The organism is Haemophilus sputorum HK 2154, assembly GCF_000287615.1.
Lineage (GTDB): Bacteria > Pseudomonadota > Gammaproteobacteria > Enterobacterales > Pasteurellaceae > Haemophilus_A > Haemophilus_A sputorum.
This window is the reverse complement of sequence record NZ_ALJP01000009.1, coordinates 633,739-659,657: the sequence shown is the minus strand read 5'-3', so window position 1 is coordinate 659,657 and position 25,919 is coordinate 633,739. Positions and strand designations below refer to the sequence as shown.

The 25,919-nt window shown below is 38.9% G+C and carries 23 protein-coding genes; 14 read left to right on the top strand and 9 right to left on the bottom strand.

Features of this window, described 5'->3' with window-relative positions:
• The first annotated feature begins 19 nt into the window (after positions 1-19).
• The 3 genes from nagZ (at position 20) to eno (ending at position 3,743) form a co-directional block, all read left to right on the top strand.
• Positions 20-1,060, top strand: a complete 1,041-nt coding sequence (gene nagZ / locus HMPREF1128_RS05595; RefSeq protein WP_007524183.1) for a beta-N-acetylhexosaminidase — start codon at positions 20-22, stop codon at positions 1,058-1,060.
• Positions 1,057-2,241: a 23S rRNA (uracil(747)-C(5))-methyltransferase RlmC gene (gene rlmC, locus HMPREF1128_RS05590; protein ID WP_029495296.1), complete on the top strand. Its 1,185-nt coding sequence runs from the start codon at positions 1,057-1,059 to the stop codon at positions 2,239-2,241. Before nagZ ends, rlmC begins: the two co-directional genes overlap by 4 nt.
• A 191-nt stretch (positions 2,242-2,432) precedes the next feature.
• Positions 2,433-3,743, top strand: a complete 1,311-nt coding sequence (gene eno, locus HMPREF1128_RS05585; RefSeq protein ID WP_007525460.1) for a phosphopyruvate hydratase — start codon at positions 2,433-2,435, stop codon at positions 3,741-3,743.
• Between the two features lie 65 nt (positions 3,744-3,808).
• On the opposite strand, the gene HMPREF1128_RS05580 is transcribed toward eno, so the two are convergent.
• Positions 3,809-4,150: a helix-turn-helix domain-containing protein gene (locus HMPREF1128_RS05580; RefSeq protein ID WP_007525077.1), complete on the bottom strand. Its 342-nt coding sequence runs from the start codon at positions 4,148-4,150 to the stop codon at positions 3,809-3,811.
• A 154-nt stretch (positions 4,151-4,304) separates the two neighbouring features.
• Here HMPREF1128_RS05580 and HMPREF1128_RS05575 point away from each other — a divergent pair, with 154 nt between their 5' ends.
• The 11 genes from HMPREF1128_RS05575 (at position 4,305) to HMPREF1128_RS05525 (ending at position 15,095) form a co-directional block, all read left to right on the top strand.
• On the top strand, positions 4,305-4,913 hold the full coding sequence (locus HMPREF1128_RS05575) for a transferrin-binding protein-like solute binding protein (protein WP_007524528.1): 609 nt from the start codon (positions 4,305-4,307) through the stop codon (positions 4,911-4,913).
• A gap of 49 nt (positions 4,914-4,962) precedes the next feature.
• Positions 4,963-6,270: a surface lipoprotein assembly modifier gene (locus HMPREF1128_RS05570; protein WP_007524704.1), complete on the top strand. Its 1,308-nt coding sequence runs from the start codon at positions 4,963-4,965 to the stop codon at positions 6,268-6,270.
• 74 nt (positions 6,271-6,344) lie between these two features.
• The gene (locus HMPREF1128_RS05565) at positions 6,345-6,755 is read left to right on the top strand and encodes a DUF2251 domain-containing protein (protein ID WP_007524044.1); all 411 of its coding nucleotides are present in this window, start codon (positions 6,345-6,347) and stop codon (positions 6,753-6,755) included.
• Between the two features lie 149 nt (positions 6,756-6,904).
• Entirely contained in the window at positions 6,905-7,180 is a 276-nt protein-coding gene (locus HMPREF1128_RS05560; RefSeq protein ID WP_007525317.1) for a YceK/YidQ family lipoprotein, read from the top strand.
• A 206-nt stretch (positions 7,181-7,386) separates the two neighbouring features.
• Positions 7,387-8,343: a tetratricopeptide repeat protein gene (locus HMPREF1128_RS05555; RefSeq protein WP_007523976.1), complete on the top strand. Its 957-nt coding sequence runs from the start codon at positions 7,387-7,389 to the stop codon at positions 8,341-8,343.
• 111 nt (positions 8,344-8,454) lie between these two features.
• Positions 8,455-9,102 (top strand): glutaredoxin 2, encoded by a 648-nt coding sequence (grxB, locus tag HMPREF1128_RS05550; RefSeq protein WP_007524214.1) that lies wholly within the window; start codon positions 8,455-8,457, stop codon positions 9,100-9,102.
• A 129-nt stretch (positions 9,103-9,231) separates the two neighbouring features.
• On the top strand, positions 9,232-10,002 hold the full coding sequence (locus HMPREF1128_RS05545; RefSeq protein ID WP_007524432.1) for a threonine/serine exporter family protein: 771 nt from the start codon (positions 9,232-9,234) through the stop codon (positions 10,000-10,002).
• Between the two features lie 4 nt (positions 10,003-10,006).
• Entirely contained in the window at positions 10,007-10,468 is a 462-nt protein-coding gene (locus tag HMPREF1128_RS05540; protein WP_007524688.1) for a threonine/serine exporter family protein, read from the top strand.
• Positions 10,469-10,779: 311 nt separating this feature from the next.
• Complete coding sequence (locus HMPREF1128_RS05535) at positions 10,780-12,498, top strand: tetratricopeptide repeat protein (protein WP_007524899.1); 1,719 nt, start codon at positions 10,780-10,782, stop codon at positions 12,496-12,498.
• Positions 12,499-12,570: 72 nt separating this feature from the next.
• Positions 12,571-13,836, top strand: a complete 1,266-nt coding sequence (locus tag HMPREF1128_RS05530; RefSeq protein WP_007525131.1) for a tetratricopeptide repeat protein — start codon at positions 12,571-12,573, stop codon at positions 13,834-13,836.
• 107 nt (positions 13,837-13,943) lie between these two features.
• The gene (locus tag HMPREF1128_RS05525) at positions 13,944-15,095 is read left to right on the top strand and encodes a tetratricopeptide repeat protein (protein ID WP_007525303.1); all 1,152 of its coding nucleotides are present in this window, start codon (positions 13,944-13,946) and stop codon (positions 15,093-15,095) included.
• Between the two features lie 58 nt (positions 15,096-15,153).
• On the opposite strand, the gene cpdB is transcribed toward HMPREF1128_RS05525, so the two are convergent.
• From cpdB to lptD, 8 genes are read right to left on the bottom strand one after another with little or no spacing between them, the layout of a single operon-like run.
• Positions 15,154-17,127 carry a 2',3'-cyclic-nucleotide 2'-phosphodiesterase gene (gene cpdB, locus HMPREF1128_RS05520; protein WP_007524314.1) on the bottom strand — a complete coding sequence of 658 codons (1,974 nt, stop codon included), beginning with the start codon at positions 17,125-17,127 and terminating at the stop codon, positions 15,154-15,156.
• Positions 17,128-17,174: 47 nt separating this feature from the next.
• Complete coding sequence (locus HMPREF1128_RS05515; RefSeq protein ID WP_007524097.1) at positions 17,175-18,476, bottom strand: F390 synthetase-related protein; 1,302 nt, start codon at positions 18,474-18,476, stop codon at positions 17,175-17,177.
• Positions 18,473-19,297 carry an MBL fold metallo-hydrolase gene (locus HMPREF1128_RS05510; protein WP_007524490.1) on the bottom strand — a complete coding sequence of 275 codons (825 nt, stop codon included), beginning with the start codon at positions 19,295-19,297 and terminating at the stop codon, positions 18,473-18,475. Before HMPREF1128_RS05510 ends, HMPREF1128_RS05515 begins: the two co-directional genes overlap by 4 nt.
• Positions 19,298-19,306: 9 nt before the next feature.
• Positions 19,307-20,398 carry a hypothetical protein gene (locus HMPREF1128_RS05505; protein WP_007524272.1) on the bottom strand — a complete coding sequence of 364 codons (1,092 nt, stop codon included), beginning with the start codon at positions 20,396-20,398 and terminating at the stop codon, positions 19,307-19,309.
• Positions 20,370-21,518 (bottom strand): ATP-grasp domain-containing protein, encoded by a 1,149-nt coding sequence (locus HMPREF1128_RS05500; protein ID WP_007524853.1) that lies wholly within the window; start codon positions 21,516-21,518, stop codon positions 20,370-20,372. Before HMPREF1128_RS05500 ends, HMPREF1128_RS05505 begins: the two co-directional genes overlap by 29 nt.
• Positions 21,515-22,528 (bottom strand): NAD-dependent epimerase/dehydratase family protein, encoded by a 1,014-nt coding sequence (locus HMPREF1128_RS05495; protein ID WP_007524627.1) that lies wholly within the window; start codon positions 22,526-22,528, stop codon positions 21,515-21,517. Before HMPREF1128_RS05495 ends, HMPREF1128_RS05500 begins: the two co-directional genes overlap by 4 nt.
• Positions 22,529-23,530 carry a 3-oxoacyl-[acyl-carrier-protein] synthase III C-terminal domain-containing protein gene (locus tag HMPREF1128_RS05490; RefSeq protein WP_007525261.1) on the bottom strand — a complete coding sequence of 334 codons (1,002 nt, stop codon included), beginning with the start codon at positions 23,528-23,530 and terminating at the stop codon, positions 22,529-22,531.
• Between the two features lie 47 nt (positions 23,531-23,577).
• On the bottom strand, positions 23,578-25,914 hold the full coding sequence (gene lptD, locus HMPREF1128_RS05485; protein ID WP_010129714.1) for an LPS assembly protein LptD: 2,337 nt from the start codon (positions 25,912-25,914) through the stop codon (positions 23,578-23,580).
• Positions 25,915-25,919 lie beyond the last annotated feature (5 nt).

Genomic DNA, 25,919 nt, shown 5'->3' with positions numbered 1-25,919 from the left:
CTTTTTTCTAGGAAAAAATATGTTATTGATTGATATTCAAGGCAAAGAATTAACCCAAGAAGAGGTGGAGATTTTATCTCATCCGCTAGTTTCGGGGTTAATTCTTTTTAGCCGTAATTTTTTTGATAAAGCCCAAATTCAAGCGCTCATTCAAGATATTCGTCAACGTGTGAAAAAGCCATTACTGATTACAATTGACCAAGAAGGCGGTCGAGTTCAACGTTTTCGTGAAGGATTTACACAGCTACCAGCAATGCAATCATTTGCCACGTTAGCTGAAAATGCGGCAGAAGCACAGGCTATCGCTAAAGAAGCGGGTTGGTTAATGGCGGCTGAAATGTTTGCTTTAGACATTGATTTAAGTTTTGCGCCTGTATTGGATTTAGGTCATCAATGTAAAGCAATTGGCGATCGTGCTTTTTCGCAAAATGTGTCAGAAATGTTACCGCTTGCAGAAGCTTTTATTGATGGCATGCTAGAAATGGGCATGGCAACCACAGGTAAACATTTCCCTGGTCATGGGCATGTGCTTGCGGATTCTCACTTAGAAACCCCGTTTGATGATCGCCCAAAATCTGCGATTTTTGAGCAAGATATTCAACCTTTTAAACAATTAATTGCTAAAAATAAACTGTCAGCCATTATGCCGGCACATGTGGTTTACACGCAATGTGATAGTCAACCGGCTAGCGGTTCTACTTATTGGCTTAAAACAATATTGCGAGAACAATTAGGGTTTAATGGGGTAATTTTTTCTGATGATTTAGGCATGAAAGGCGCGGGTTTTATGGGCGACTTTGTTGCGCGTAGTGAACAAGCGATTCAGGCTGGTTGTGATTTGCTTTTACTTTGCAATGAACCACAAGGTGTAGTGCAAGTATTAGATGGGTTGAAATATCAGCCTACAAAAGCGCAAACTGAGCGTCATTTAAGTTTAATGAAACGTAAAAACATAGATTGGCGTACTTTAGAAAGCTTAAGCCGTTACCGAGAGGCAAGCAATCAGTTATCGGCATGGCAAGGGAAATGGTTAGATTGGAAAGCACAACAGAACGCATGAAATTAAACTGTCATCATTATAGTTCGGGCAATTGCCGTTCATGCCAATGGCTAGAAAAGCCTTATGCTGAGCAGCTTACAGAGAAAGAAGCCGAACTCAAGCGGTTAATTTTGCCGTTTACTTTGCAAAATACGCAGATTTTACCCTCGGTATCTTCTGCGTTGGTGCAATTTCGCAATAAAGCCAAAATGGTGGTCAGTGGCAGTGTTGAACGCCCTATTCTTGGTTTATTAAAAGATAATCAGGATCCTACTAGTGGCGTAGATTTAACGGATTGCCCACTTTATCCGAATGAATTTAGGACAATTTTCCCTATTCTTAAAGATTTTATTGCGCGGGCAGGGCTTGTGCCATATAACATTGCCAAGAAAAAAGGCGAGCTAAAATATATTTTGCTGACTCAAAGTCGCTATAACCAGTCAGTCATGCTGCGCTTTGTGTTAAGAAGTGAGCAAAAACGACCGCTTGTTGAGCGAGAGTTGCCTAATTTATTAGCCAAATTACCGAAAAATTCCGTAGTGAGTTTAAATATTCAACCACAGCATGCAGCTGTGTTGGAGGGCGAAACGGAGATTTTCTTAACTGAAACACATACGATTGAAGAGCATTTTAATGGTGTGCCACTTTTTATTCGCCCCCAAGGTTTCTTTCAAACCAATCCACAGGTTGCAGAAAAGCTTTATCAAACCGCACAAGATTGGGTAGCGAATTTACCGATTGAACATCTTTGGGATCTTTTCTGTGGCGTAGGCGGTTTGGGGCTGCATTGTGCTAAAGCTTTACAAGCACGTAATCCTAACGTTGCGTTAACGGGAATTGAGATTTCGCCTTCTGCCATTGCAAGTGCAACAAAATCAGCACAACAATTAGGAATGAAACAAGTCCGTTTTGATGCACTAGATTCTGCTCGGTTTGCGTTAAACCAAAGTGGCAAAGTTGCAGATTTAGTGATTGTAAATCCACCAAGACGTGGTATTGGTAAGCCACTGGCGGAATTTCTTAACGATTGCGGTGCCGATTACCTGATTTATTCTAGTTGTAATGCGCAAACGATGGCGCAAGATTTCGTCTCACTGACCAATTACCAGTTAGAAAAAGTGCAACTTTTCGATATGTTTGCTCATAGTGCACATTATGAAGTTCTGACTTTTCTAGTGAATAGATCAAAAAAACAAGCATAAATACCTCTCAAGCGGTATAAAATTTACCAAGATTTGCAAATTCTGCTATAATCCCAACAGTTTACTTAATAGTAGGAATTTTCTGTCGGATTTTACGAGTAAAAGCGTATTTTTTGAGGACAAAAAAAGAAATTTTCTTTACTATATACCGTATTCTTTTTTTATTAAATCTCAATTAGAGGATATCAACAATGGCTAAAATTGTTAAAGTAATCGGTCGTGAAATCATCGACTCTCGTGGTAACCCTACCGTTGAAGCTGAAGTTCACTTAGAAGGTGGCTTTGTTGGTTTAGCTGCTGCGCCATCAGGTGCATCAACGGGTTCTCGTGAAGCGTTAGAATTACGTGATGGTGACAAATCTCGTTTCTTAGGCAAGGGCGTATTAAAAGCTGTTTCTGCGGTAAATAACGAAATTGCAAACGCTATCGTTGGTAAAGATGGTTCTGCACAAGCTGAAATCGACCAAATCATGATCGATTTAGATGGTACAGAAAACAAATCTAAATTTGGTGCGAACGCAATTTTAGCAGTATCTTTAGCAACTGCTAAAGCTGCAGCAGCTTCTAAAGGTTTACCGCTTTATGCTTACATTGCAGAACTTAACGGTACACCGGGCGTTTACTCTATGCCATTACCAATGATGAACATCATCAATGGTGGTGAACACGCAGACAACAACGTTGATATTCAAGAGTTCATGATTCAACCGGTTGGTGCGAAAACATTACGCGAAGCATTACGTATCGGTGCTGAAGTATTCCACAACCTTGCAAAAGTATTAAAAGGTAAAGGTTTAAATACTGCAGTGGGTGATGAAGGTGGTTTTGCGCCAAACCTTGCATCTAACGCAGATGCTTTAGCATGTATTAAAGAAGCAGTTGAAAAAGCAGGTTATGTTTTAGGTAAAGATGTCACTTTAGCGATGGACTGCGCATCTTCTGAGTTCTACAACAAAGAAACTGGTAACTATGAGTTAAAAGGCGAAGGTAAAACTTTCACTTCTCAAGAGTTCACTCACTATCTTGAAGGTTTAACAAAAGAATACCCAATCGTATCTATCGAAGATGGTCAAGATGAATCTGACTGGGAAGGTTTCGCATACCAAACTAAAGTGTTAGGCGATAAAATCCAATTAGTAGGTGATGACTTATTCGTAACTAATACCAAAATCTTAAAAGAAGGTATCGAAAAAGGTATCGCAAACTCTATCTTAATCAAATTCAACCAAATTGGTTCATTAACTGAAACTTTAGCAGCAATTAAAATGGCTAAAGATGCAGGTTACACAGCAGTAATCTCACACCGTTCAGGTGAAACTGAAGATGCAACTATTGCAGATTTAGCGGTAGGTACTGCAGCAGGTCAAATCAAAACTGGTTCAATGAGCCGTTCAGACCGTGTAGCAAAATACAACCAGTTAATCCGTATTGAAGAAGCATTAGAGCGTGCAGGTACACCAGCACCATTTAATGGCTTAAAAGAAGTTAAAGGTCAAGCGTAATTTACTTTTGTAAATTAGATTAGATAAAACTGCAGCAGAAATGTTGCAGTTTTTTTTCCTAAAATTTATCTCAACGTTTCTAAAAAATAAATAAACGCCCGTTTTTGTTCAATGGACAAATTATCCCATTTTTGATTCAGCTCTAATTCTTTTAAATCCCCTGCAATTAATTCTTCAGGAATGCAATCTTGAAAAAACCAGTTGATCGGTGTTTTAAAAAAGATGGCAATATCAATCAGATGATTTACATTAATTTTACTCGCGCCTCGTTCATAACGAGAAAGTTGTTGCTGAGATAAATTGATGCTTTCCGACAATTTTTCTGCCGAATAACCAAATTCTTTCCTTTTTTGCTGAATGCGTTGCCCAATTAACTTGTCTGTTGCTGCTGCCAATAGCTGTGCCATTTTTCGTCTTTACTTAAATACTTATTTATTCACATTTTGTCGATTTTTAAGCTTGAAAACAGCGCAATAGATAAGTAGAATTAAATCAACTTACTCATCTATTAACAATAAGTAAGCAAAAACTTGTTTTTTTACTCATCATAAGGATCTGAAAATGAAAAAATTACTTCTTTCTGCAATTTTAGTTGGATTTTTAACTGCTTGTAGTGGTGGTGGCGGTGGTAGTGGTAGTGGAACCGCAACGACACCTGATAATACTAAAGTGGATTTAGATAACAGTGCTAAAGGCGATATTGGTGCAAAAACCACGGACGGCGAATTATATGGTCAAAATAGTAACGATTCTTTCTACGGCATTTGGATCAACGATGCGAAGACGGTGAAAGAAGTGCGTTACCAAGGAACAGCCGCAACTAATTTACCAAGCGGCACAGCGACTTATTTAGGTGATGCTTACTGGGTAAATGGCACAACAGGGCAGCCAAGTAAGGGCGGTAAAACCAGATTAAATGTGGATTTCGACAAAAAAACGGTAGATGGAAAAGTTGAATTTTCATTGCTTTCAGATGGTCGAGCACAAGATATTACGTTACACCAAACGCAGTTAAACGGTACAAAATTTAGCGGTCGTGCGAGTACCTTGTTACAAGAAGGGACATATCAAGGTGGCTTATTTGGCAATGGCGCAAAAGAAGCGGCTGGTATTGCAACCTTTGAAGGCAATCACAGCTATGACACCTCATTTGGCGGTATTCGTTACTAATTTCATTAAGCTGCCTAAAAAGGGCAGCTTTTCTTTTAAATTCATCTCTATGCGTAAGCTTTTTTATTCTCTTTTCTTTTGTTCAACTTTTGTCTGGGCTTCATCTAATGGTTCAATTACCGCATTAGAAGAACAACTTAAACAAGCGATTTATCAAAATAATGCAGAGCAAATTCAATCCTTTCTTTCTCAATATCAACAACAAACGCAACAGGATCCCTTGCTGCTTTCTTATGCGGAAGCGAAACTAGCGAGTTTGCGCCAAGATTATGCCCTTGCAATTCGTATTTACCGAAAAATGTTGAGCGAACGTCCAGCGCTCACTTCTATCCGAATGGAACTTGCCAAAGTGTTATTTGCAGACCGTCAAGACATCGCGGCGAGATTGCAATTTGATAAGGTAAAAAGCGTTAAAAATTTGCCTGCTTCGGCTTATCAGCAGATTGATCGTTATATTGACGCACTTAATTCGTATAATACTTGGCTGATTGATGCGAGTGTTTCCTATCTTAAAACGGATAACGTGGAAAATGTCTCCTCTGCGACAAGCATTGAAAATACAGGTTTTATTAAGGGTGAACGTATGTTGCCACAAAAGGCTCATGGTTTTTCCTACAACCTGAGTTTTAGCCGTGATTTTAATATTGTGGGTTCTCACTATGTAGGTTTTAGTAATGAAACTAACGGAAAAAGCTATTGGGACAATCATCAATTCGATGATCTTTTTAACCGTACTTCTGTGGGGTATGCCTACAAGAAAAATGAGGCAACATTCAGGCTACAGCCGTTTTATGAAAAACGTTGGTATGGCGGCGAAGCATTCCATTGGTCAAATGGGATCGAAATGAGTTATAGCTATTGGCTTTCTAAAAATTGGCAAAATCAGACCGCACTTGAATATGAAAAACGCCGTTTTTTTATCGAGAATCCCCAAGCTGGTAATATTAAAACCGCCTCAAATACCTTGATTTGGTATCGAAACCCTGAACAAATCTTTTATACAGGGATAGCTTTTTCTCAACAAAAACTCCTTGAGCGTCAATATAGTTCAGATATAAAAAATGTGCGGATTGGCTGGTTACAAGAATATGCTTGGGGGATTTCCACAAAACTCAATCTATCATTTACCCATCGCCAATTTAAAGATCAAGCGGTTCTCGGCGGTATTTTACCTTTGGGCAAGACGAGGAAAGATCATATTTACACCATTTTTGCACAAGTGTGGAAACGTGATTGGCATTTATGGGGCATTACGCCTAAACTCAATTTTGAATGGCGAAAACAAAAAAGTAATTTAGATACAATGTATTCCTATAAAATGCACAACCTGACTTTGAGTTTTGAGAAAACTTTTTAAAATCCAGATTCGTGTTTGTTAGCCACATAATGAAATATGATAAAATATCGCAAAATTAAACATAAGGAGTCCCAATGCTATATTCAGTCTTAACTGATCAAATTTTATTAGGCGAAGGCTACCGCAATGGTGCGCATTCTACATTACATGAACAACTGGTCGTGATGTTTGAAGATGATGGAGAAACTGGTTATTTTTATGCGATGGATTTAGATCAAAAAGATAACCCTATTGTAGATAGTCTTTTTGTTTATAACGTTTCTGATATTGAAGCAGAAAGTCTAAAAGAGCCACGTCGTTTAGAAATTTGTTGGTCGGAAGATGGTTTCCAAGCTTTTTTATTGATTAATGGTTATCCGCATGCCGTGTTCGATTTCCGTCAATTTGTTGGCTATAACCATACTAAACATCCTTATCCAGAATTAGGAAGCATGTGGGTTCGTAAAGAAACTACCCCAGAATTAGTCGAAAAATGGCTAAGATAATCAGTCAATAACACTTTTAATATTATTCTTTTTTAGTTGGGTTTTCAGAAGTGCTACTTTGCAGTTTTGTTTTAATGATGTATTATCACTGCTAAGTATTGTTATATTTTTTATTTTTAGAAATAGAATTTTCTTTTAAGGAGCATTTAATGAAAGCGTTAACTAAAATATTTCTTGCTGCGATGATGTTACCTTTAACGGGTTGTGGCACCTTAATGACTTTAGATCAACCAGTGGTTTATAGTGGTGTTCAAGAAGATGTTTCTCGTCTTACCTTTTCTAAAACAGCTCCAGCAGGAGATGTTGGCGAGGCGTTTGGCACAATTCTTTTGTATCCATTTATCATTATTGACGTTCCATTAAGTTTCGTGGGTGATACCTTAATGTTACCTGTTAAAGGTATTCAAAAATTATCACAAGATTAATTTCAAACAAAAGCGGTTAGATTTCATGAGAATTTTGCAAAATAGACTAGAAATTTAACCGCTTGTAATTTACTAGCTATTTCCCGTCAACATAACCAATCATGACATACCCAATCGCTACGATAATTGCTTCAATAGCATTAAATTTATCGCTAAATCTTTCTGAAAATGTGAGAGTTTATTTAACAGAGCATAATCAAACGCCTATGTTTAAAACATTATTTAATTCATTGAGTGAAAAAGTGAATAAGCCTGAAAAGCGGTTATCTTCTGTGAATCAAGATTTCGAGCAAGGATTCGATTATCAATATGGGCTTTCAACTATCATGGATCGCCAAAAAGCGAATGCGCATTTTGAGCAAGCTGCACTTAAAGGCAATCTGGAGGCAAAATTTTTCCTTTCATTAAATTTCTTGCAACAAGGCCAGCGGGATAAAGCTCTTCAATATGCGCAAGAAGCAGTGGCTGAAGGGAGTGAAATTGCCAAATATGCTTTAGCAAATTGGTGGTTAGCTAAAAATGAGGCTAAATATCGCACGCTGAAACAAGAAGCATTAAAAGCCATGACAGAGGCACAAAATAAAGGCGATTTGCATTATGTAATATTCCTTGCCAATGAATATTATTACGGCCCAAATGGAATGCCTGTCGATTTAGATAAAGCGATTCATTACTATGAATTGGCGGCTCAGCAAGGTAATGCAGTCGCCTTAGAAGAATTAGGAAAAATTTATCTTGAAGAGTTGCATGATTTGGATAAGGCAGAAACCTATTTATTACAAGCAGCTGAGAAAAATAATGCTGAAGCACAATATTTACTAGGCGATGCCGTTTATACCGAAAAAGAAGATGAGAAAAACATACTTTATTGGGTAGAAAAGGCGGCGGAAAATCAGCATATTTCAGCCATACTTAAACTGGCAAACTATTATGTTGGAAAAAAAGAATATGACCAAGCGCTTTATTATGTGAAAAAAGGTGTTGCCTTAAATCATGAAGACGCTTTGATTGCGATGGCTGAATTCTATGAATATGGGCTCGGTATGCCACAAGATGATGAAAAAGCGTTAACTTATTATAAAAAGTCGAATGAGATTTTGAAGGACAAATGGTTGATGGATAAAATTAAAATGTTGGAAGCAAAAATCAAAGATAAAAAATAGTTTAAAACGTGGTTAAAATATTTTGTAAAATAACTCATGAATTTAACCGCTTGTATTGTGATAAACAGAGAATGAATCTGTTTAAAAGTCTAAGAACTATAGGAGAATAAGATGAAATTATATGTTTATGATCATTGCCCGTTTTGTGTACGAGCTCGCATGATTTTTGGTTTAAAAAATTTACCGGTAGAACTCGTAGTGCTTGATAATGACGATGAAGCAACGCCGATTGGTTTAGTGGGCAAAAAAGTAGTGCCAATTCTCGTAAAAGAAGATGGTACTGCGATGCCGGAAAGTTTAGATATCGTACATTATGTCGATGAACATTTTGGAGAAAAAATATTATCTGAACAAATTCGTCCTGAAATTGAGGCATGGCTAAAAGACGCTGGTAGTTATTATGGACATCTTACCACTGCACGTTTTACCAAAATGGGATTAGCGGAATTTCAAACGCAAAGTGCGATTGATTATTTTACTAAAAAGAAAACGGAATTTATTGGTGATTTTGTGGAAAATATTGCGAATACCCAAACCTATCTTGCTCGTTTAAGAGGGGATTTAGAGAAATTAGACGCATTGATTCAATCTCAAAATGCGTTAAACGGTAAACTTTCGCTTGAAGATATTATTGTTTTCCCTGTATTACGAAACCTTACCTGTGTAAAAGGTATTGAATTCCCGCCAGCAGTTTTAGCTTATATCACGAATATGGCTAAATTAAGTAATGTATCGTTGTATTTTGATAAAGCTATTTAACCTCAATTGATTCATAGATGTGGGAAATACTGAACTTTTGACTTGGATCATCGGTGCAGTCATTTTATTAGTATTTTTTATCCATCGATCTATAATCGTTCGTGTGTACGTTACCAAGAGCGTAGAGATATGGATCAACAATATCAACGTGCAGTCACTAGAATTTGTGTGCAAACTGCCTTGCTATTATTACAGCATGGCGCGGAAAGCGCTGTTGTAGTGCAAATGGTGCAGCGATTAGGCGTTGCGTTAGGGGTTGAAAGTGTGGAATGTGCTTTAACGGCAAATGCCGTATTACTGACAACGCTTTCTAAACAGCATTGTATTACCACGGTGCGTCAGAATGCTGATAAAGGCATCAATATGCAAATGGTTACCGATGTTCAGCGTATTGTCATTGCAGTAGAACATCATGTGTATGATTTATCAATGGCACAGAAGAAATTGGATAATTTAAAACCACTAAAATATAACCGCTATTTGGTGGTGTTTATGATTGGTTTATCTTGTGCCTCTTTCGCCCATCTTTCTGGCGGCGACATGGTAATTTGTGCAATCACTTTTATTGCTTCCGCCGTTGCCATGTTTGTTCGACAAGAAATTTCTAAACGTCATTATAATCCTTTCATTGTTTTTGCCATTACCGCTTTTGTTGCTTCACTCATTTCCGGTATGAGTTTGAAATATAGTTTAGGCAACGATCCGCATATTGCATTAGCTTCTAGTGTTTTATTACTTGTTCCGGGATTCCCACTAATTAATTCACTTGCAGATATTTTAAAAGGCTATGTCAATATGGGAATAGGGCGGTGGACTATCGCCACCGTCCTCACCTTTGGTGCTTGTTTGGGGATTGTCTTTGCATTAAATCTTTTAAATATTGTTTCTTGGGTGGAGTAATAGGATGTTTTTGCTGAATTTACTCGATGATATGCTTTTTGCAGCCATTCCCGCAGTCGGATTTGCTTTAGTATTTAACGTTGGTTCTAAAGCCTTAAAGTATTGCGCTATTTTAGCGGCAATTGGCCATGCTACCCGAACATTATTGCTACACTTTGGTATTCCTATTGTTTTTGCTACCTTTTTGGCAACCTGTGTAATTGGCTTTATTGGTGTGCATTTGTCTCATCGTTATTTAGCCCATCCAAAAGTTTTTACTGTGGCGGCGATTATTCCAATGATTCCTGGCGTTCATGCTTATAAAGCCATGATTGCGATTGTAGAAATTCATCATCATGGTTTTTCCGATAAATTATTTGAACAAATGATTAGCTCTTTTATCAATACCAGTTTTATTTTAGGTGCACTTGTGTTTGGTTTAGCCTTGCCAGGATTACTGTTCTATCGACAAAAACCAGTTGTATAAACGTGAACTGTTTTGATAAATGATTGAATGATTTTAGTATAAGGGCATGTTTAGCATGCCCTTATCTTTTTATTTGATATTGAAATTGGCTACTTTTTCTATTGAGTAGTTGATTAAATAACTATATTATTCAAAGATTATGATATTTAACAAAATTGTCACAAGATTAATATCAAACACAAGCGGTTAGATTTCATGATATTTTTGCAAAAGAGAATAGAAATTTAACCGCTTGTATTATCTGAAAAACCAATCACTTTTTCTGCTAAGAAAAAGGTGGATATGGCTTAAATAAATATAAAGAGAACCTTATGTTTAAAAAATTATTAAGTTTATTTCGTTCTGATGAGCGTAATAGTGTTGCTGCATTGCAGAAAAAAGTTGAGCAAGGTGATGCAGAAGCTATGTATTTACTAGGAAGAATTTATCATCAGGGTAAGAGAGTAGAAGCGGATTACGATAAGGCAATGACGTTATATCATCGTGCTAATGCGTTAGGTTATCCGTTGGCCGCAAATAATATTGGTGCACTTTACGATGATTTAGGCGAACCTGAAAAATCAGTGGAATGGTTTGAGCAAGGTATACGTCAAGGAGATAAACGCGCTCAGTTTAGCTTAGGCAGATTTTATCTTTTAGGCATTGCGGTTGAACAAGACACTGCTAAAGCCTTGGAAATGCTAGAACCTATTGCGGAAACATATGGGAATGCAGCCGTTCTTTTAGGTCAGTTGTATGACGGTATCTTTGATATTCTTATTCAACCTGATTATCCAAAAGCCTTAGCGTATTATTTGCTTGCACAGAAGAATGCTAAAGATATTAGTGAGGAATTGTTAAAAACACTTTATAACAATTTAGGTACACTTTATAACGCGCATGAAGATATTCCGACTGATTACCAGAAAGCGGAAAAATACCTGCTCAAAGCTGCAGAAATGGGTTTAGCTCACGCTATGCTGAATTTAGGGAATTTATACGGTTTCAATAATGAACCTAAGAAAGCCTTTAAATGGTATTTAAACGCGGCGGAAAATGACTTAAGTGACGCCTATTATTACGTAGGAATAGCCTATAAAGATGGGAATGGTGTTGAACAAAACAGTCAAAAAGCTGTGGAATGGCTAGCAGAAGCGGTGAAATATGGTTTTGAAGATGCACAATGGGCTTTGGTTAATATCTATCGTGATGGTTTAGGAAATGTGCCTAAGGACTTAGCCAAAGCGGAAGCTTTATTGGAAAGCTTGGTAAAAAATCAGCCTCAATTTAGTCGAACGTTAGCTCAAATTCGTAGCCAAATTGCGGTATTAAATGATTTTAATGCCTTATTAGAAAAAGCAAAAAGTGGTGATCTGGCAGCACAAAAAGATTTAGCAATGGCTTATCTCAGGGGAGAGGCTATTGAGAAAGATGCGGCTGAAGCAGTGAAATGGTTCAGAGCAGCGGCGGAACAAGGAGATGCTGATGCACAAAATAGCCTTTATGTGCGTTATTACGATGGTGATGGCGTAGAAAAAAATAGTGAAGAGGCTTTCAAATGGTTGAAACTTTCTGCTGCACAAGGACATGGTCTGGCTTGTTATAATTTGGGGCTGGAATATGTAAGTGGTGAATTGGTTGAGAAAAATGAACAGAAAGCGATTGAGTTTTTCGCAAAAGCTGCCAAAAAAGACATTATTGAGGCTTATTACCAATTAGGGCTTCTCTATACGCAAGGGGAGACTATTAAACCTAATTATGAACTTGCTAGAGATTATTATGAACTAGCAGGTTCGGAACTAAATGGTGCGGCACAAAATGAATTAGGCCGTTTATATTTCAATGGGTTAGGTGTGACAAAAGATGATGCTCATGCCGTTGTCTATTTCCAACTTGCCGCAGAAAATGGTTATCCGGAAGGGATGTATAATCTAGCGACCATGTACGATAATGGTTTTGGCATTAAACCTAATCGTAAACTTGCCAAACAGTGGTTTGAAAAAGCCTGTGAAGCAGGATTTGAAGAGGCCTGCAAAATACTGGAAAGATAGCGATGCATTATGACGCTATATCAAAAATATCACTACAATTAAAACAAATATTGAAAAATAGAAAGGAATAACATGATTAATATTATTGCAACGCTTATTGCGGCAACTGCATTTAATTCTCCATCTCAGCTACCACAAGAACAGACTACATCTTCCACGCAGGAAGCGGTCGTTGCCGACATCGCTTCGATGACGCCTGAACAACGTCTTGAAAAAGCAAAAGCATTTTATGAGAAAGGCTTTGATTATGAATATGGGATCACAAAAACGGTTGATCGTACTTTAGCGGATAAATTTTTAAAAGAAGCTGCCGATTTAGGTCATGCTGATGCTCTCTTTTTCTTAGGGATGAATGCGGTAGAGAGGGGTGATCTTGAACAAGCTAGAGCATATGCTGACTCTGCTATTGAACTAGGAAACATGGCAGGAAAATATATATTGGCGGAAATTTCCGAACAGGAATATTTGGGGGATTCTGAAGAATTATATAAGGCAGGCTTTAAGGTAATAAAAGAGAAGGTTGAACAAGGCGATTTACATTATTCTAATGTACTTGGCTATGCTTATCGTTTCGGTATCGGCACTAAAAAGGATATTGAACAGGCGATTAAAGTTTTTACCCCTTCGGCTGAGCAAGGTAATGCGATGTCATTAGGACATTTAAGTGAACTTTATCTTGAACAAGATAAAATTGAAAAAGCTAAACCGCTTATGCTGAAGGCGGCTGAAAAAAATAATTCAAAGGCTCAATTAAATCTAAGTTTCATTGATGATGATACAGAAAAATCACTCTATTGGTTAAATAGAGCTGCTGAAAATAATGAGATTTCAGCTATCATGAATTTGGCTTACTATTATCATGATAAAGATATAAGAAAAGCGGCTTCTTATTATCAAAAAGCTGCAGATTTAGATGATGATCAGGCTGTAGTTGAATTAAGTTATTTATATGAAAATGGAGAAGGTGTAGAAAAGAATGATGAGAAAGCCGTTGAGTTATTAGACAAAGCTGTCGGATTAGAAAATTTTGAAGCAATGAATAAGCTTTCTATTCGTTATTTAGAAGGCCGAGGTGTCGAACGAAATTATGAAATGGCAGAAGCGTTATTTAATAACATAATTTCATTGGATGAAAGTTTAAGCGAGAAAGAAAAAGCTTCATATAATGTATATTATCAATTGGCAGAGCGTTATGAAGAATTCGCCAAAGATGATAATGCGACATTAAAAGCTTACAAACAAGGGTACGAAATTGAAAAGAAAGAAACCAAACGGGATAACAAAAAAATTAAAGCAAAAATTAAAGCATTAGAAGCAAAATTAAACAAGAAAAAATAATGAAAGTGCGGTTAAATTTCATCGTGTTTTTGCAAAACAAGGAAGAAATTTAACCGCTTGTTATTCTTGAATGGAAACAGAATAGTCCTCTAACAAAAGGAATCCAAATGACAAATATTGTCGCATTAATTGCAGCAACCGTATTAAATCTACAAACTCATCTTATCCCTGTGAAATCAAATGAGGGGCTAACAGACTTGGCGATGATCGAACAGATACCCATGACCCAAGCCCAGCGTATTGAAAAAGCAAAAAAACTTTATGAAGAAGGTTATGATTATTTCTACGGTATTACGCGCCCCGTGAATCGTGCGAAAGCGGTAGAGTATTTTCTTGAAGCTGGAAAGTTAGAGAATGCGGATGCTTTATTTTTCCTCTCTATTCATCAACAAAATCATGACAATTTGAAGGAGGCTACTCAAGCAGCGAAAAGATCGCTTGAATTAGGAAATGAAGCCGCCAAAATTAAATTAGGTGAAATTCAAGAAGATGAAAAATTGATGAAAGAAGGTTTCAATGCCCTTAAAAAGAAAGTAGATTCTGGTGATATGCATTATGCGAATTCTTTAGGCTATGCTTATGAATTTGGAATCGGAATTTCTTTGAGTATCAAAGAGGCGATGAAATACTATGACATGTCAGCAAAGCATAATAATGCGCTAGGGATGACGAATCTTGCGGATCTTTATATTCAAGAAGATAAATTGAAAAAAGCGAAGCCTTTATTAGTGAAAGCCGCAAAAAAAGAATATGGCTATGCACAGTATTTACTCGCAATGAATTTTTTTGATCTTTATTCTGAAAATAACAAAGGAGCATTATTTTGGTTAGAAAGGGCAGCGAATAATGATGAGCCAGAAGCACTTTATCAATTAGGCGTGTATTATGAAGAAGGGGTTGAGGCTGATTTAGCTAAAGCAATTAACTACTTTCAACGCGCTGCCGAGCTTAATCATAGTGATGCTGCACTTGAGTTAAGCTATATCTATGATGAAGGTATCATTGTTGAGCAAGATGATGATAAAGCGCTATTCTTCCTTAAGAAGGCCGCAGAATTAGATAACCAAGAGGCGATTGATGAGTTAGCCGCTCAAGCGTTGGCCTCTCGAGCTCAGAACGGGCAAGGCAATATGGATGCTAAAGAAGCAGAGTATTGGATTAAAAAAGCAGGCTATACGGAAGAGATGCTTAAAGAATTAGATAAGCTACAAGAAAAAAGTTTAGAGATGTTTAAAAAAATGCAGGAAACTAATCAATAAGTTGTGTGCATTTTTTACGATACAGATGTAAAGGGCGTGCTGAGCACGCCCTTTTTTGTTATTTCGATAAATCGATTTGATATACCGCAAAGCCCACTTCATCGGTGCCGACTTTCTTCATTGGGTATTGTGCATTGTCTTGAATGAATTTCGCTGCTTGTTCACTTGGCGAGGTTTCAAAACGTACGTCTAATTTATCGTTACCTTTAATCGGTGCAAAGCGCCAGTTTTTATCCGCACTTGGGTTTACATGACCATTTTTCTCGCTTTCTGCTTTGATGTAATCCGCAAGAATTTGGCGGTTTTCATCTGGAGAAGCATAAACAATGTGTGCATCGCCTGTGCCTGGGAATTTATTACCGTAAGCGCGATAGTTGTTAGTCGCAATTAAGAATTCTGCTTTTGGATCAACTGGTTTACCTTGGTAAGTTAAATTTACCACACGGTGTGAATTCGGGTTAATCAATTTGCATTCACCGTCATAACGTGCTGGTTGAGTAAGGTCGAATTCATAATTTACGCCGTCAATCACATCGTAGTTATAAGTACGGAAACCTTCCCAATCAAGTAAAGATTGTGGTTTGTCGCTTGTAGGGTCGATTTGTTTAAACATACCTGCACTACATTCTAACCATTCTTTCAATTCTTCACCGGTTGCTTTCACCACAACTAATGTGTTTGGATAGAGGTATAAGTCTGCTGCATTACGGAAGGTTAAATCACCTTTGTTCACTTCAGTATAGCCCGTTGGGTCATTTTTACGTCCACCTGCTTTAAATGGTGCGCCTGCACTTAAAATTGGTAAGCCAGCCATTGCTGCAACACTTGGTGCCACTTTTTCAACATAAGCTTTTTGTGCTTGGTTCACAATTTGAATGGTTGGGTCATCTTGCACTAACGCTAAGTAGCTGTACATGTTATCGGTCGCTTTACCGATTGGCTGTGCTACAAATTCACGGGTGGCTTCATGCACAGGTTTTAAAAGTGCGGTCAATTCTGCGTCACTTTCTGTGGTCGCTTTTTTGTTTTCAGCATCGTAAATTGGACGAAGTACCGCTTTACCATCAGCCACTAACCATTTGCCGTTGTGTTGAGCAAGGGTTAAGTCGATCACACTGATGTTGTTTGCCCAGTAGCCAGCCATACTTTCAGGTACGCCTTTTACAGTACCTTTAGCAATATCTGCATTTGGTGATTTCGCGAACTCTTTGTTCGGGAATAAACGGTGAGAGTGACCGAACACAATCGCATCAATGTGTGGTACATCAGCAAGGTAGAATGCTGAGTTTTCTGCACCTTCTTGATATGGCTCATCAGATGGGCCAGTGTGTGCAAGTGCCACAATAATATCGGCGCCTTTTTGTTTCATTTCTGGCACATATTTTTGTGCGGTTTTCACGATATCGCGCGTTTCAACTTTGCCTTGTAAATTTGCTTTATCCCACACCATAATTTGTGGTGGTACAAAACCGATATAACCAATGTTTAGTTTGTGCTTTTTACCTTGGCTATCTACCACTTCTTTGGCTTGAATCACATAAGGTGTGAAATAGGGCTCTTCGGTACCGACTTTCACTACGTTAGCATTGATGATAGGGAATTTCGCTTGTTTAATCGCATCGGCTAAATAATCTAAGCCATAGTTAAATTCGTGGTTACCTAATGTGCCCACTTCATAGTGCATTGCATTTAAACAATCTACTGCTGGGTTTGGTTTGCCTTCTTTATAACCTTTCGCGGCTTGATAGTCAGCGATTGGGTTACCTTGGATTAAGTCACCGTTATCAACTAAAACGCTGTTTTTCACCTCTTTACGTGCTTGACGAATCAAGCTTGCTGCACGGGTAAAACCGAATTTCTCAGTAGGTGCATCTTTGTAGTAATCGAAGTCAGTTAAAAAACTGTGAATATCGGTCGTTGCTACGATACGTAAATCGACTTGTGTGTCGCTTTTCGCAAAAGCAAAACGGCTCGCACTCAACGCTAAAATGCTGCTTGCGCCAAGTTGGATGAAATTTCTTCTGTTGATCATATGAACTCCTAATAAATCATATTCTGACGAGTGGTCTGTCATTGTGGCTATTGTACCGAAAGTTTATTGGCGGATAAATGACTTAAGTTGCGAATTCGCCGCCGTTTGTCGGTAAGTGTTCGTGAAATAGGCTGGTTACTTAATTCCCATTGCAACGAATCGGTCGCTACACCTAGTTGATTAAAAACGGAAATAAAATGCGCTTGGCAAGCTTTGAGCGTTAGTTCATCACAACAAGCGGTCAGTTTTAGTTGATTTTTTGCAATTTGGTCGAGTTGGTAATCGACATCAATAGGTAAGGCTTGAGCGAAAATTCGTTCGCAGACATCAGCAAAAATAAGTACTTCTGGTTGCGATACCCCTTCTAATGTTAAGGTATCGGCAAGTCTGCCTTCAATTTTCTCAATACGTTGCAATACTGAGCCGCAAGGGCAGGGGTCAGGGTGCTTGACTAATACATCATCTAAACGATAGCGAACAATCGGCTGGCTGCTGCGGCTAAAATCGGTAATGATGGGAATAAAACGATGTTCATCTATTGCTTCCTGTTCCACGATGAGTAAATCTTCATTGAGATGTAAATGACCCAAATGGCAAGTGCTGGCTAAAAATCCTTCGGTGGCTTGATAAACTTCACCTACTTGCTCAAAACGCGATTGCAATAAAGCTTTGGTTTGCGGATCTAATACTTCTGCAACGGAAATAACTTTTTTCACTGGCAGGTTTGAAAGCCTTTCATCTAAGGCTAATTGATACAAGACTTGCGCCGGCGCAACGATAATACTTGGTTGGTAGGCTATTAAACGCTGAATAGATTGTTCAAATGAGGAAAAGAGGTCAAAAAATTCGAAAGAAATCGTGCGCGAGCGAACGGCATTATAAAGGTTGTTATTCGCACGTAAGAAAAAGGCAATTCTTTCAGGATGAAATAAGCCATTTGGCAGGAGTTTTGCCAAAATAGTCCCCGCCCATTTAGCTTGTTCTTGGGGGCTGACTAAAAATACACCTCGTTTGCCGGAGGTACCAGAAGATAACCCCACACTATATTTCCCTAAAGTCGGTCGGAAATCACGCGAATGTTCTGCAGCTAGAGCACATTCCAACACCTCATCTAGTTTGAGATAGGCTGTGTTGAGTTGGTCAAAATTGTCCATCATGATTTGTTTGTTCATTAACGGAAAATCCGCTAATGGTTTCCCCAAATAAGGATAAAAATAGGGGCTTTTCGGCAAGACTTTACGCGTGAATTTTTCCCATTGACGCTGTTGATAATGGGTTAATTGCAAACGGTCACTAAATTTTAACCGCTTGCATTGCCAATAATGATAAAGCAGTGAAATGATATTCATCGAATTGAATCCAAAATAGAACCATTTGGTGGCTCATGACTGAGAATAATTTGTACGCCGTTGCGATGGAGTGTGGCTAACTTCTCTAAAGTTTGATAAAAAGCCCGAGTATCGTCCATTAGCAGATGGGCTAAGCGTGAAGGTGGTTTACCTTGAAAATTTACTTTAGACCAAGCCGCATCGGCAGCTAATAATAACCAGCCATCATCGGTTTGTACAAAAGCCCCAATTTGCCCAGCAGCGTGCCCAGGTAATGGGACGAAGATAACCTCTTGCTGGCTGTTGGGTAATACATAACCTTGTGTAAAAGGAGCCAGTTCAGCCGGTAAATCTATCTGTAAAAATTGTTCAATAAATTGGGTTTGGTTAGCAAAATCTGGCGGCAGTAATTCGGGAATGTAACCTTTACGCACTGCACTAATCCCTTTTAATGGACGCATTTTTCGCCACCCTTCATTGGAACAGATAAAGGGCGTTTTTGCGAAATCTTTAGCGCCTGCAATATGATCACCATGAAAATGCGAAAGAATCACGCCAGACAAATCTTGTGGGCGTAATCCTTGTGCTTGTAATTGGGCGAGCATGGATTCATTGCTATCGAAGTAAACGGGTGTCACCTTTGGATAAAGGGCATAGACACCGACACGCGTGGCATCAAAAAAATGGTTGGCATAGCCTGTATCCCATAGCCAATAACGACCATGTGCTTCAATGAGCGCAGTTTGAGCAGGAAATTGACAGGTTTTAGCTTGTGCACCACGAATGGCAATGCAGGCTAAATGTGTACAGTAACCAGCTTTAAAGAGGGTAATTTTTGCCATATTGTTTCACTATAATTGGTATTTTTTTAGCAATCGTTCGTAATAAGGGCTGATAGCTGCCAAGCGTTGCCACACTTTAGCTCGTTTACTTGGTAAGTGCTGTACATTTACCGCAATATATTCAATTTCGGGGTGAGCGCCACGGATTTTTTTGAAATCAGGCGCACCAGCGCTGAAATTGAGTCGTAAATTATGCTCTGCACAGTAGCGTAATGCAAAGGCCATCAGGCGGCGATATAAACCTAATTTTTTAGGTAAATCCGTCAGATAGCCCACAATGGGCACAGTCACAATTCCGTTATTTTCAATCGTGATGCCAACAGTGCCTACGATCTCCTTGCTAGTAATCTCTTCTAAAATAAACAATTTCAGAATACCAGCCTCGCTCATTTTTTTTAAACCCAATGCACTAAATTGTACATTTTGCGAAGAATATTTTTCTATATACAACTGGTTGTAGCACTGTTCTGCAATAGCAAAGTCACTTTCTGAATCCGCTATTCTAAAATGAAATTGGCCATCGTTAAGTAATTTTTGATCTCGGCGACTATTAACATGCTTAGTTAAAGCAGCTTGACAATCATTATGTAAATAGACTTGGCGGGAGGTAATAAATAGCCAGTTTTGCGCTTTTAATCGTTGCATAAAATCGGCATGATGCTGTGCGTTTAGTGAGCGAATCACTAATGCGTGCTCAGGGTATCTAGCCACCGCAGTCTGTGTTAACTCTTCGATTGGTAGCTGTTGGAATTCATCACTTAACGTATTAGTAGAAAGCGCATAGTTATTGAGGAAAAGTGCTTTATCAATTTCTACTTGATGTAAATAGCGATCAATTGCTTTTAGAAAGGGCTTGAGTAAACATTGTTGCCAACGAGGCAGTTTAGCGGTTTCTTCCTGCCCATAATCAATCAGTGCCGCATGGGTTGATACAGTAAAACAGTTTGGCTGTATCTCATCGACACGAGTGACAGGAAAAGTTACCCCTTTGATCGTAAAAATTTCTGCGTGTGCTTGTACATTACGCATTAAGTCTGGTAGTGGATACTCGGCAAATAATTGGCTATAACGTTCAGACTGTGCTGTGCTTGGTATGGTCATCGTGGCATCCATCAAATTCAATATCAAAGGTGCTGGCACTGGTGAGCGGTTTATGATATCGCCATTGGCGGTAGCACATTTCACCTAACGCTAGCCATGCTGCGTAACTTGGCAGACTTGCCGTGACATCTTTCGCCCGACGGTAATCTGCCATTAATGTTTGCCATTCGCCTTTTTTGAAGGCTTCCCAGCCAAATAATAATGGAAGTAATTTGCCTGCTCTCATTGGTTGGCTAGAGACAGATTGGCAATTTATCGCACATAATTGACCGCTTGTATTGATTTCCAAAGCATCGCCAAGTAAATGTAATCCACTGGTTGCGCGAGGGTTACATTCTAATACCCAAAGATCACAGCCATCATCAATAAAATCAAACGCAACTTGCCCGTGATAACCTGTTTGTTCGGCAAAGGCATGAATAAATGCTTGAATACGTGCATCTTCAACCGGTTCAAAATAGGTGGAAGCAGATTGATTCAGCAAGTAACGCGGACGATAGATGCTGTGCCCAACTACTTTACCATGTACGCAAACCGCATAATTACATAATGCTTGCCCTTCAATGAATTGTTGCTGTACCCAAGGATATTCAGTAGAAATTGATAAGCCTTGTGTATTTTCTGGGGTAACCCCTCGAATAACAGAACGCCCAAATCGAGAGAAGATAGGCTTTAATACGGTTTTTTGTGCAGCAGTATCATATTCGACATCGCTGATTTGAGTAATTAAACGAGAAGCAGGAAAACGAATATGTTCGGTTTGCGGCAAATGTTGGTAAACCTCTATTTTATGATGCAAGCCAAACAGGAGAGCATTATCCGGCATAAAGCATTTTTGTCTTTGCGTTTCATTTAGTGGCAATTGTGCTAAGTAGAAAATATCTTCACAAGTTGGAATCACCCAATCAGCCCACTCAATTAACGGCAATATGGCCTTTTGATAGCCTGAAAAGTCTAATCGAGGGGCAGGAATTTGATGATATTGAATAGGCGTACGACTAAAACGTGCTAATGGGAATCGTAAGCTATCACATAGTGCAATTTGATGCCCGCCACGTTCAGCGATACGAATCCATTCCAACACAATTGGTGCACGCGGGGAGGTAATTAAAATATTCATGCGACTCCTTCGTTTTTAAGCCATTGTGCTGTTTGGGCAATCGCATCTTCTAGTGAATATAATGGGCGATAGCCTAGTTCTGTGATGGCTTTGTCATTATTTAAAATCATATCGAAATAGAGCGTGCCTGCGCTATAAGCGGTCAATTTTGGCTCTTTTTTTGTAAATTTAGCGAGGCATTCCAACGTTTTTGCTAACGTAACAATTAAGGGATAAGGCACAGATTTGATGCGAAAATTTCTCCCTAATTGCTGATGGAAAAGTTTATCTAACAAGGTGCGTAACTCAATTGGTTCTTGATTGGTAATGTTAAAAGTTGGTACACCATCTTGTGACGGAAAGGTTTGTTCCGTTGCTAAAAACATAGCATGAACCACATTTAGCGCATAAGTCACATCCATTTTCACTTTTCCATCATTTGGAAGAGGCAAGACACCATGACGTTCGGTAAGCAAATCTAATAAGCGCGGAAGCAGCACTTTATCATAAGCACCAAAAATGGCACGAGGGCGTAAGATCACAAATTGCGTTTGTGGATATTTTTTAGCGAGTTGCTGAATTTTTTGCTCAGCAATCCATTTTGTTTCAGCATAATGATTAGCACGTTTGGCTGCGCAATCAGTTTCGGATAAATGATGATGATGCTGAAAATTAAAATAAATAGAAGGCGTGGAGATATGAATAAAGCGGCTTACCCCATGTTCAGCTGCAACACGAGCGAGTTGCTCGGTTGCAACAACGTTAGCCTGATAAAAATCAGCGTAATTGCCCCAAGGTGAAGAAAGTGCAGCACAATGCCATACGGCAGTCACGCCATCAAATAATGCAGTTAATGCGGATTCATCTGCTTGCGCTAAATCGCAAGCGCGAAAATCTACACCTTGTTGCATAAGTTGTTGGCCAACTGTGCGATTTCTTCCTGTTGCAATAAAGGGAATGTTCCGATTTTGCAGAAAACCCACAGCATTTCGACCTAATCCGGAAGTTGCGCCAGTAAGGAGTATTTTCATCTAGAGCCCTAAGATCATACCACCGATGCTAAAGCCTGCCGCTGTACCAAGTAGTAAGACTTTGTTGCCTTTGGCTAATTTACCTTGCTGGTCAGCATAAAATAGAGTCGTTGGAATCGACGCGCTGACTTGGTTACCATGTTCTGAATAAATATTCACAATGGTATCTGGTTTAAATTTCATACGGTGAATCGCATGTTCCATGCCTAAATGGCTAGCTTGATGCAGTACCACACAATCAATGTCTTGATAGGTTAAATTCGCTTGCGCTAAGAGCTTTTCAATAAATTTTTCTAATTTTTGCATGGCGATTTTAAACACTGCTTTGCCATCCATCGAAAATTGGAAGTCAGTTTCGGTCATTTCTGTTGTGCTATTGATACGCGTGCCACCTGCTTTGATTTCACAGAAATGGCGACCTTCAGCATAGGTTTCAAAGAGGTAAGCTAAGCAATTTGCAAGTTTTCCTTCAGAATTGACCACTTGTGTAGCGGATTCAATAATGATTGCTGCAGCACCATCACCAAAAATAGGGGCAGAATGAAGGTCGTTCCAGTTTAAACCTCGAGAGGCAAGATCTGATGCAACCACCGCAATACGTTTATAAGCTTGAGTTTCGAGTAAGTTAATCGCAGTAAAAAGGGAGACTAAAAAACCTAAACAGCTAGCGTTAATATCAAAAGCGGGCGTTCCTTTAGGGAGGCCTAAATGATGGGCAACAAAGCAGGCAGTACTTGGAATAGCTTGTTCAGGGACGGCAGAGGTTGAGATCAATAAATCTAAATCAGATTTACGTAGGTGTGCTTGTTTGAGTGCTTGTTTGACCGCTGTGGCGGCAAATTCAGATTGACTGGTTTTAGCGTTGAGGTAAAAACGGTGTTGAATACCAGAGCGTTTGGCAATATAGCCTGATTTTAAACCAAGCTCTTCATCAAGCTGCGCTGAGGTAATTTTACGGTCGGCTTGGGCAATAGCAAGCCCTCTAATAACAAATGAAGCCATAATAATCTTATCCTTGATAAAAAGGCGAGATTTCTCTCGCCTTAAGTTTAGTTAATTCCGTATGGTTCGCTATATGGAATTAAGCCTTTTTTCAGCATTTTCGGTACGCCGCTACTATAATTAGTCCCGAAGCGTAACTCAAAGTTCACACCGAATTTATTATCGTAGTAGAAATCATTGATAGTATCGCTAGCGTTAGTTGGTGTTGCAGTTAATCGGCGAGCAACATAAACGTTAGCAGACCAGCAACAAGTATTGTAGTTCATGGAAAGTTGGCTTTCTACCGGTTTTTTCAATGCTACATCTTGGTAATGACTCGCCATTATTGCCACATTGTCAGTGAGTTCCCAACCTAAAACCGCACCAACTTGTTTAATGTCTTGGTTATAGCGGTTAGTACTTAAGTTTTGGTTGATATAGTCTTCACTCGCGTAGCGGTAGTTCAATTGTATAACTTTGTTCTGGCTTGGTTTATATTGTACTGAGATATTTGCTAATGAGGTTTCATTTAAGCGCGTATCATATTGATAACTGCCATGTAAATTCCATTTGCGGTGGAATTTCCAGTTAGATTCTAATGCCCAAGACGAAGAACGTTTTGCTGTGCTGTTAAGAGAGTTATCATCAATTTTAGATGGTGTTAAATAGTATGTTTGCCCCGCACTAAAATTGAAAACTTCAGCACCTGTTTTCTCATTAAAGAAGCGTGTTGTTCCACCCGCTGTAATTAAGTTTGCAGATGAAATACGGTCTAAACCGCTATAACGACGATCGCTAAAGAGTGAGAAGTAGTCATTTTGTAATAGAGCCGAATCATAACCTAACCCTACGCTTTGATGGCGTTTTGAACCAATGTCAGCTTGGTTTTTATACGGACGATAAATATATTGCACACGTGGTTCAAAGGTTTGATTAAAACCGGTAAAGAATTGTTTGTCTGCTTCTAGGACGGTTTTAAAATCAAGCTTAATTTGTGGAATGACACGAGTGACATTTTTCTTCATTTCTTCAGCATTTTGGTGTTCACCTTTTTGCTGAATGTAATGTGTTGCGTAGAGTTTAGTTTCAAAGTTCAAACTACCATAACGGTTTGCTAATGGTAAATTGAGCGTTGGCTCTGCATGGAAACGCCATGCTTTTGGCATTAACTTACTGTTATTTTCAAAACGTGCTGCTTGAGCGAAGAAAGAGAAGTCTGCGCCTTTAAATAGATCGTTTTTATAGTAGTTAAAGTCAATTTGTGGCAATACGCGATATGGACCAATATCTAAATCGTCAAAGGTTTGGAATTTTTTACCTGAAATCGACAAATTATAATTCGGCTGGTAATAGCCTAATTTAAATTGTTGAGTAGCATAGCCGTCTGTACTAGAGCCGTAATCCGAATCGAAGTCTGAAAAATAACGGCGATCGCTTACTTTGGTGTAATCTACCGATAAGCGCCAGTCGCTTAAAAAGCTCATATAATGACGCCAGTGTAAGAGGTAGCGTTTACGGTCATTATCGCTTGGCGTATATTCATCTAAACGATCTTTTGCCATATATTCACTAGCAATTAAACCTTCACCTAAAGTCGTTAAATAACGGAATTCAGGGCTAATTTGCCAGCCGCGACGAGAATAATAAGTTGGTGTAATCGTCGCATCCATATTTGGTGCGATGTTCCAATAAATCGGTTGTGAATAAGTGTAACCATTTTTACTTGAACGGCTAAAACTTGGGGCTAATAAACCTGAACGGCGACGATCACCAATAGGGAATTGCAAATAAGGCGAATAGAAGACCGGCACACCCATGACTTTAAAGCGTGCATGCCACATTTCCGCATATTCTTCTTTAACATGCTGAATCATTTCATTGGCTTCAATCGACCAAGATTTGTCATTCGGTAAGCAAGCGGTGAAAGTCGCATTTTTCAATACGCGAGTCTCTTCGTTAAATTCACCACTTTCTGCTGTGCCTCGTCCTTGACGACCAACTAATTGGTATTCTGTATTTGAAAGTTCCGCTGTTTTTGAGGTGAGATCAATTGCAGCATCGTTCCCTTTCGCTTGTACTAATTCATCTTGGTATTGATATTGGCCTTTTAAGAAGGCTTTACGAGCTTGGTCACCATTTTGTTCAACGCGTACTTCATCAGCAATTAAGGTTCGGTTACCTTGTTTAATATTGACATCGCCAGTATAGGTTGCATCAGTCGGTTGGTTGATGACTGCTTTGTCAGCATCAATATAAATTGGTTGCTCATTCATATTGCCGTCTACCGCTTCACCATGGAATTGCGGCACGCCCAATAAGCATTGTTCACGCAAATCGGCTTGAGCATATTGGCTATATAATGCAGACATCATGGCCAAAGAAAGGAGGCTATAACGTGGTTTCATCATGC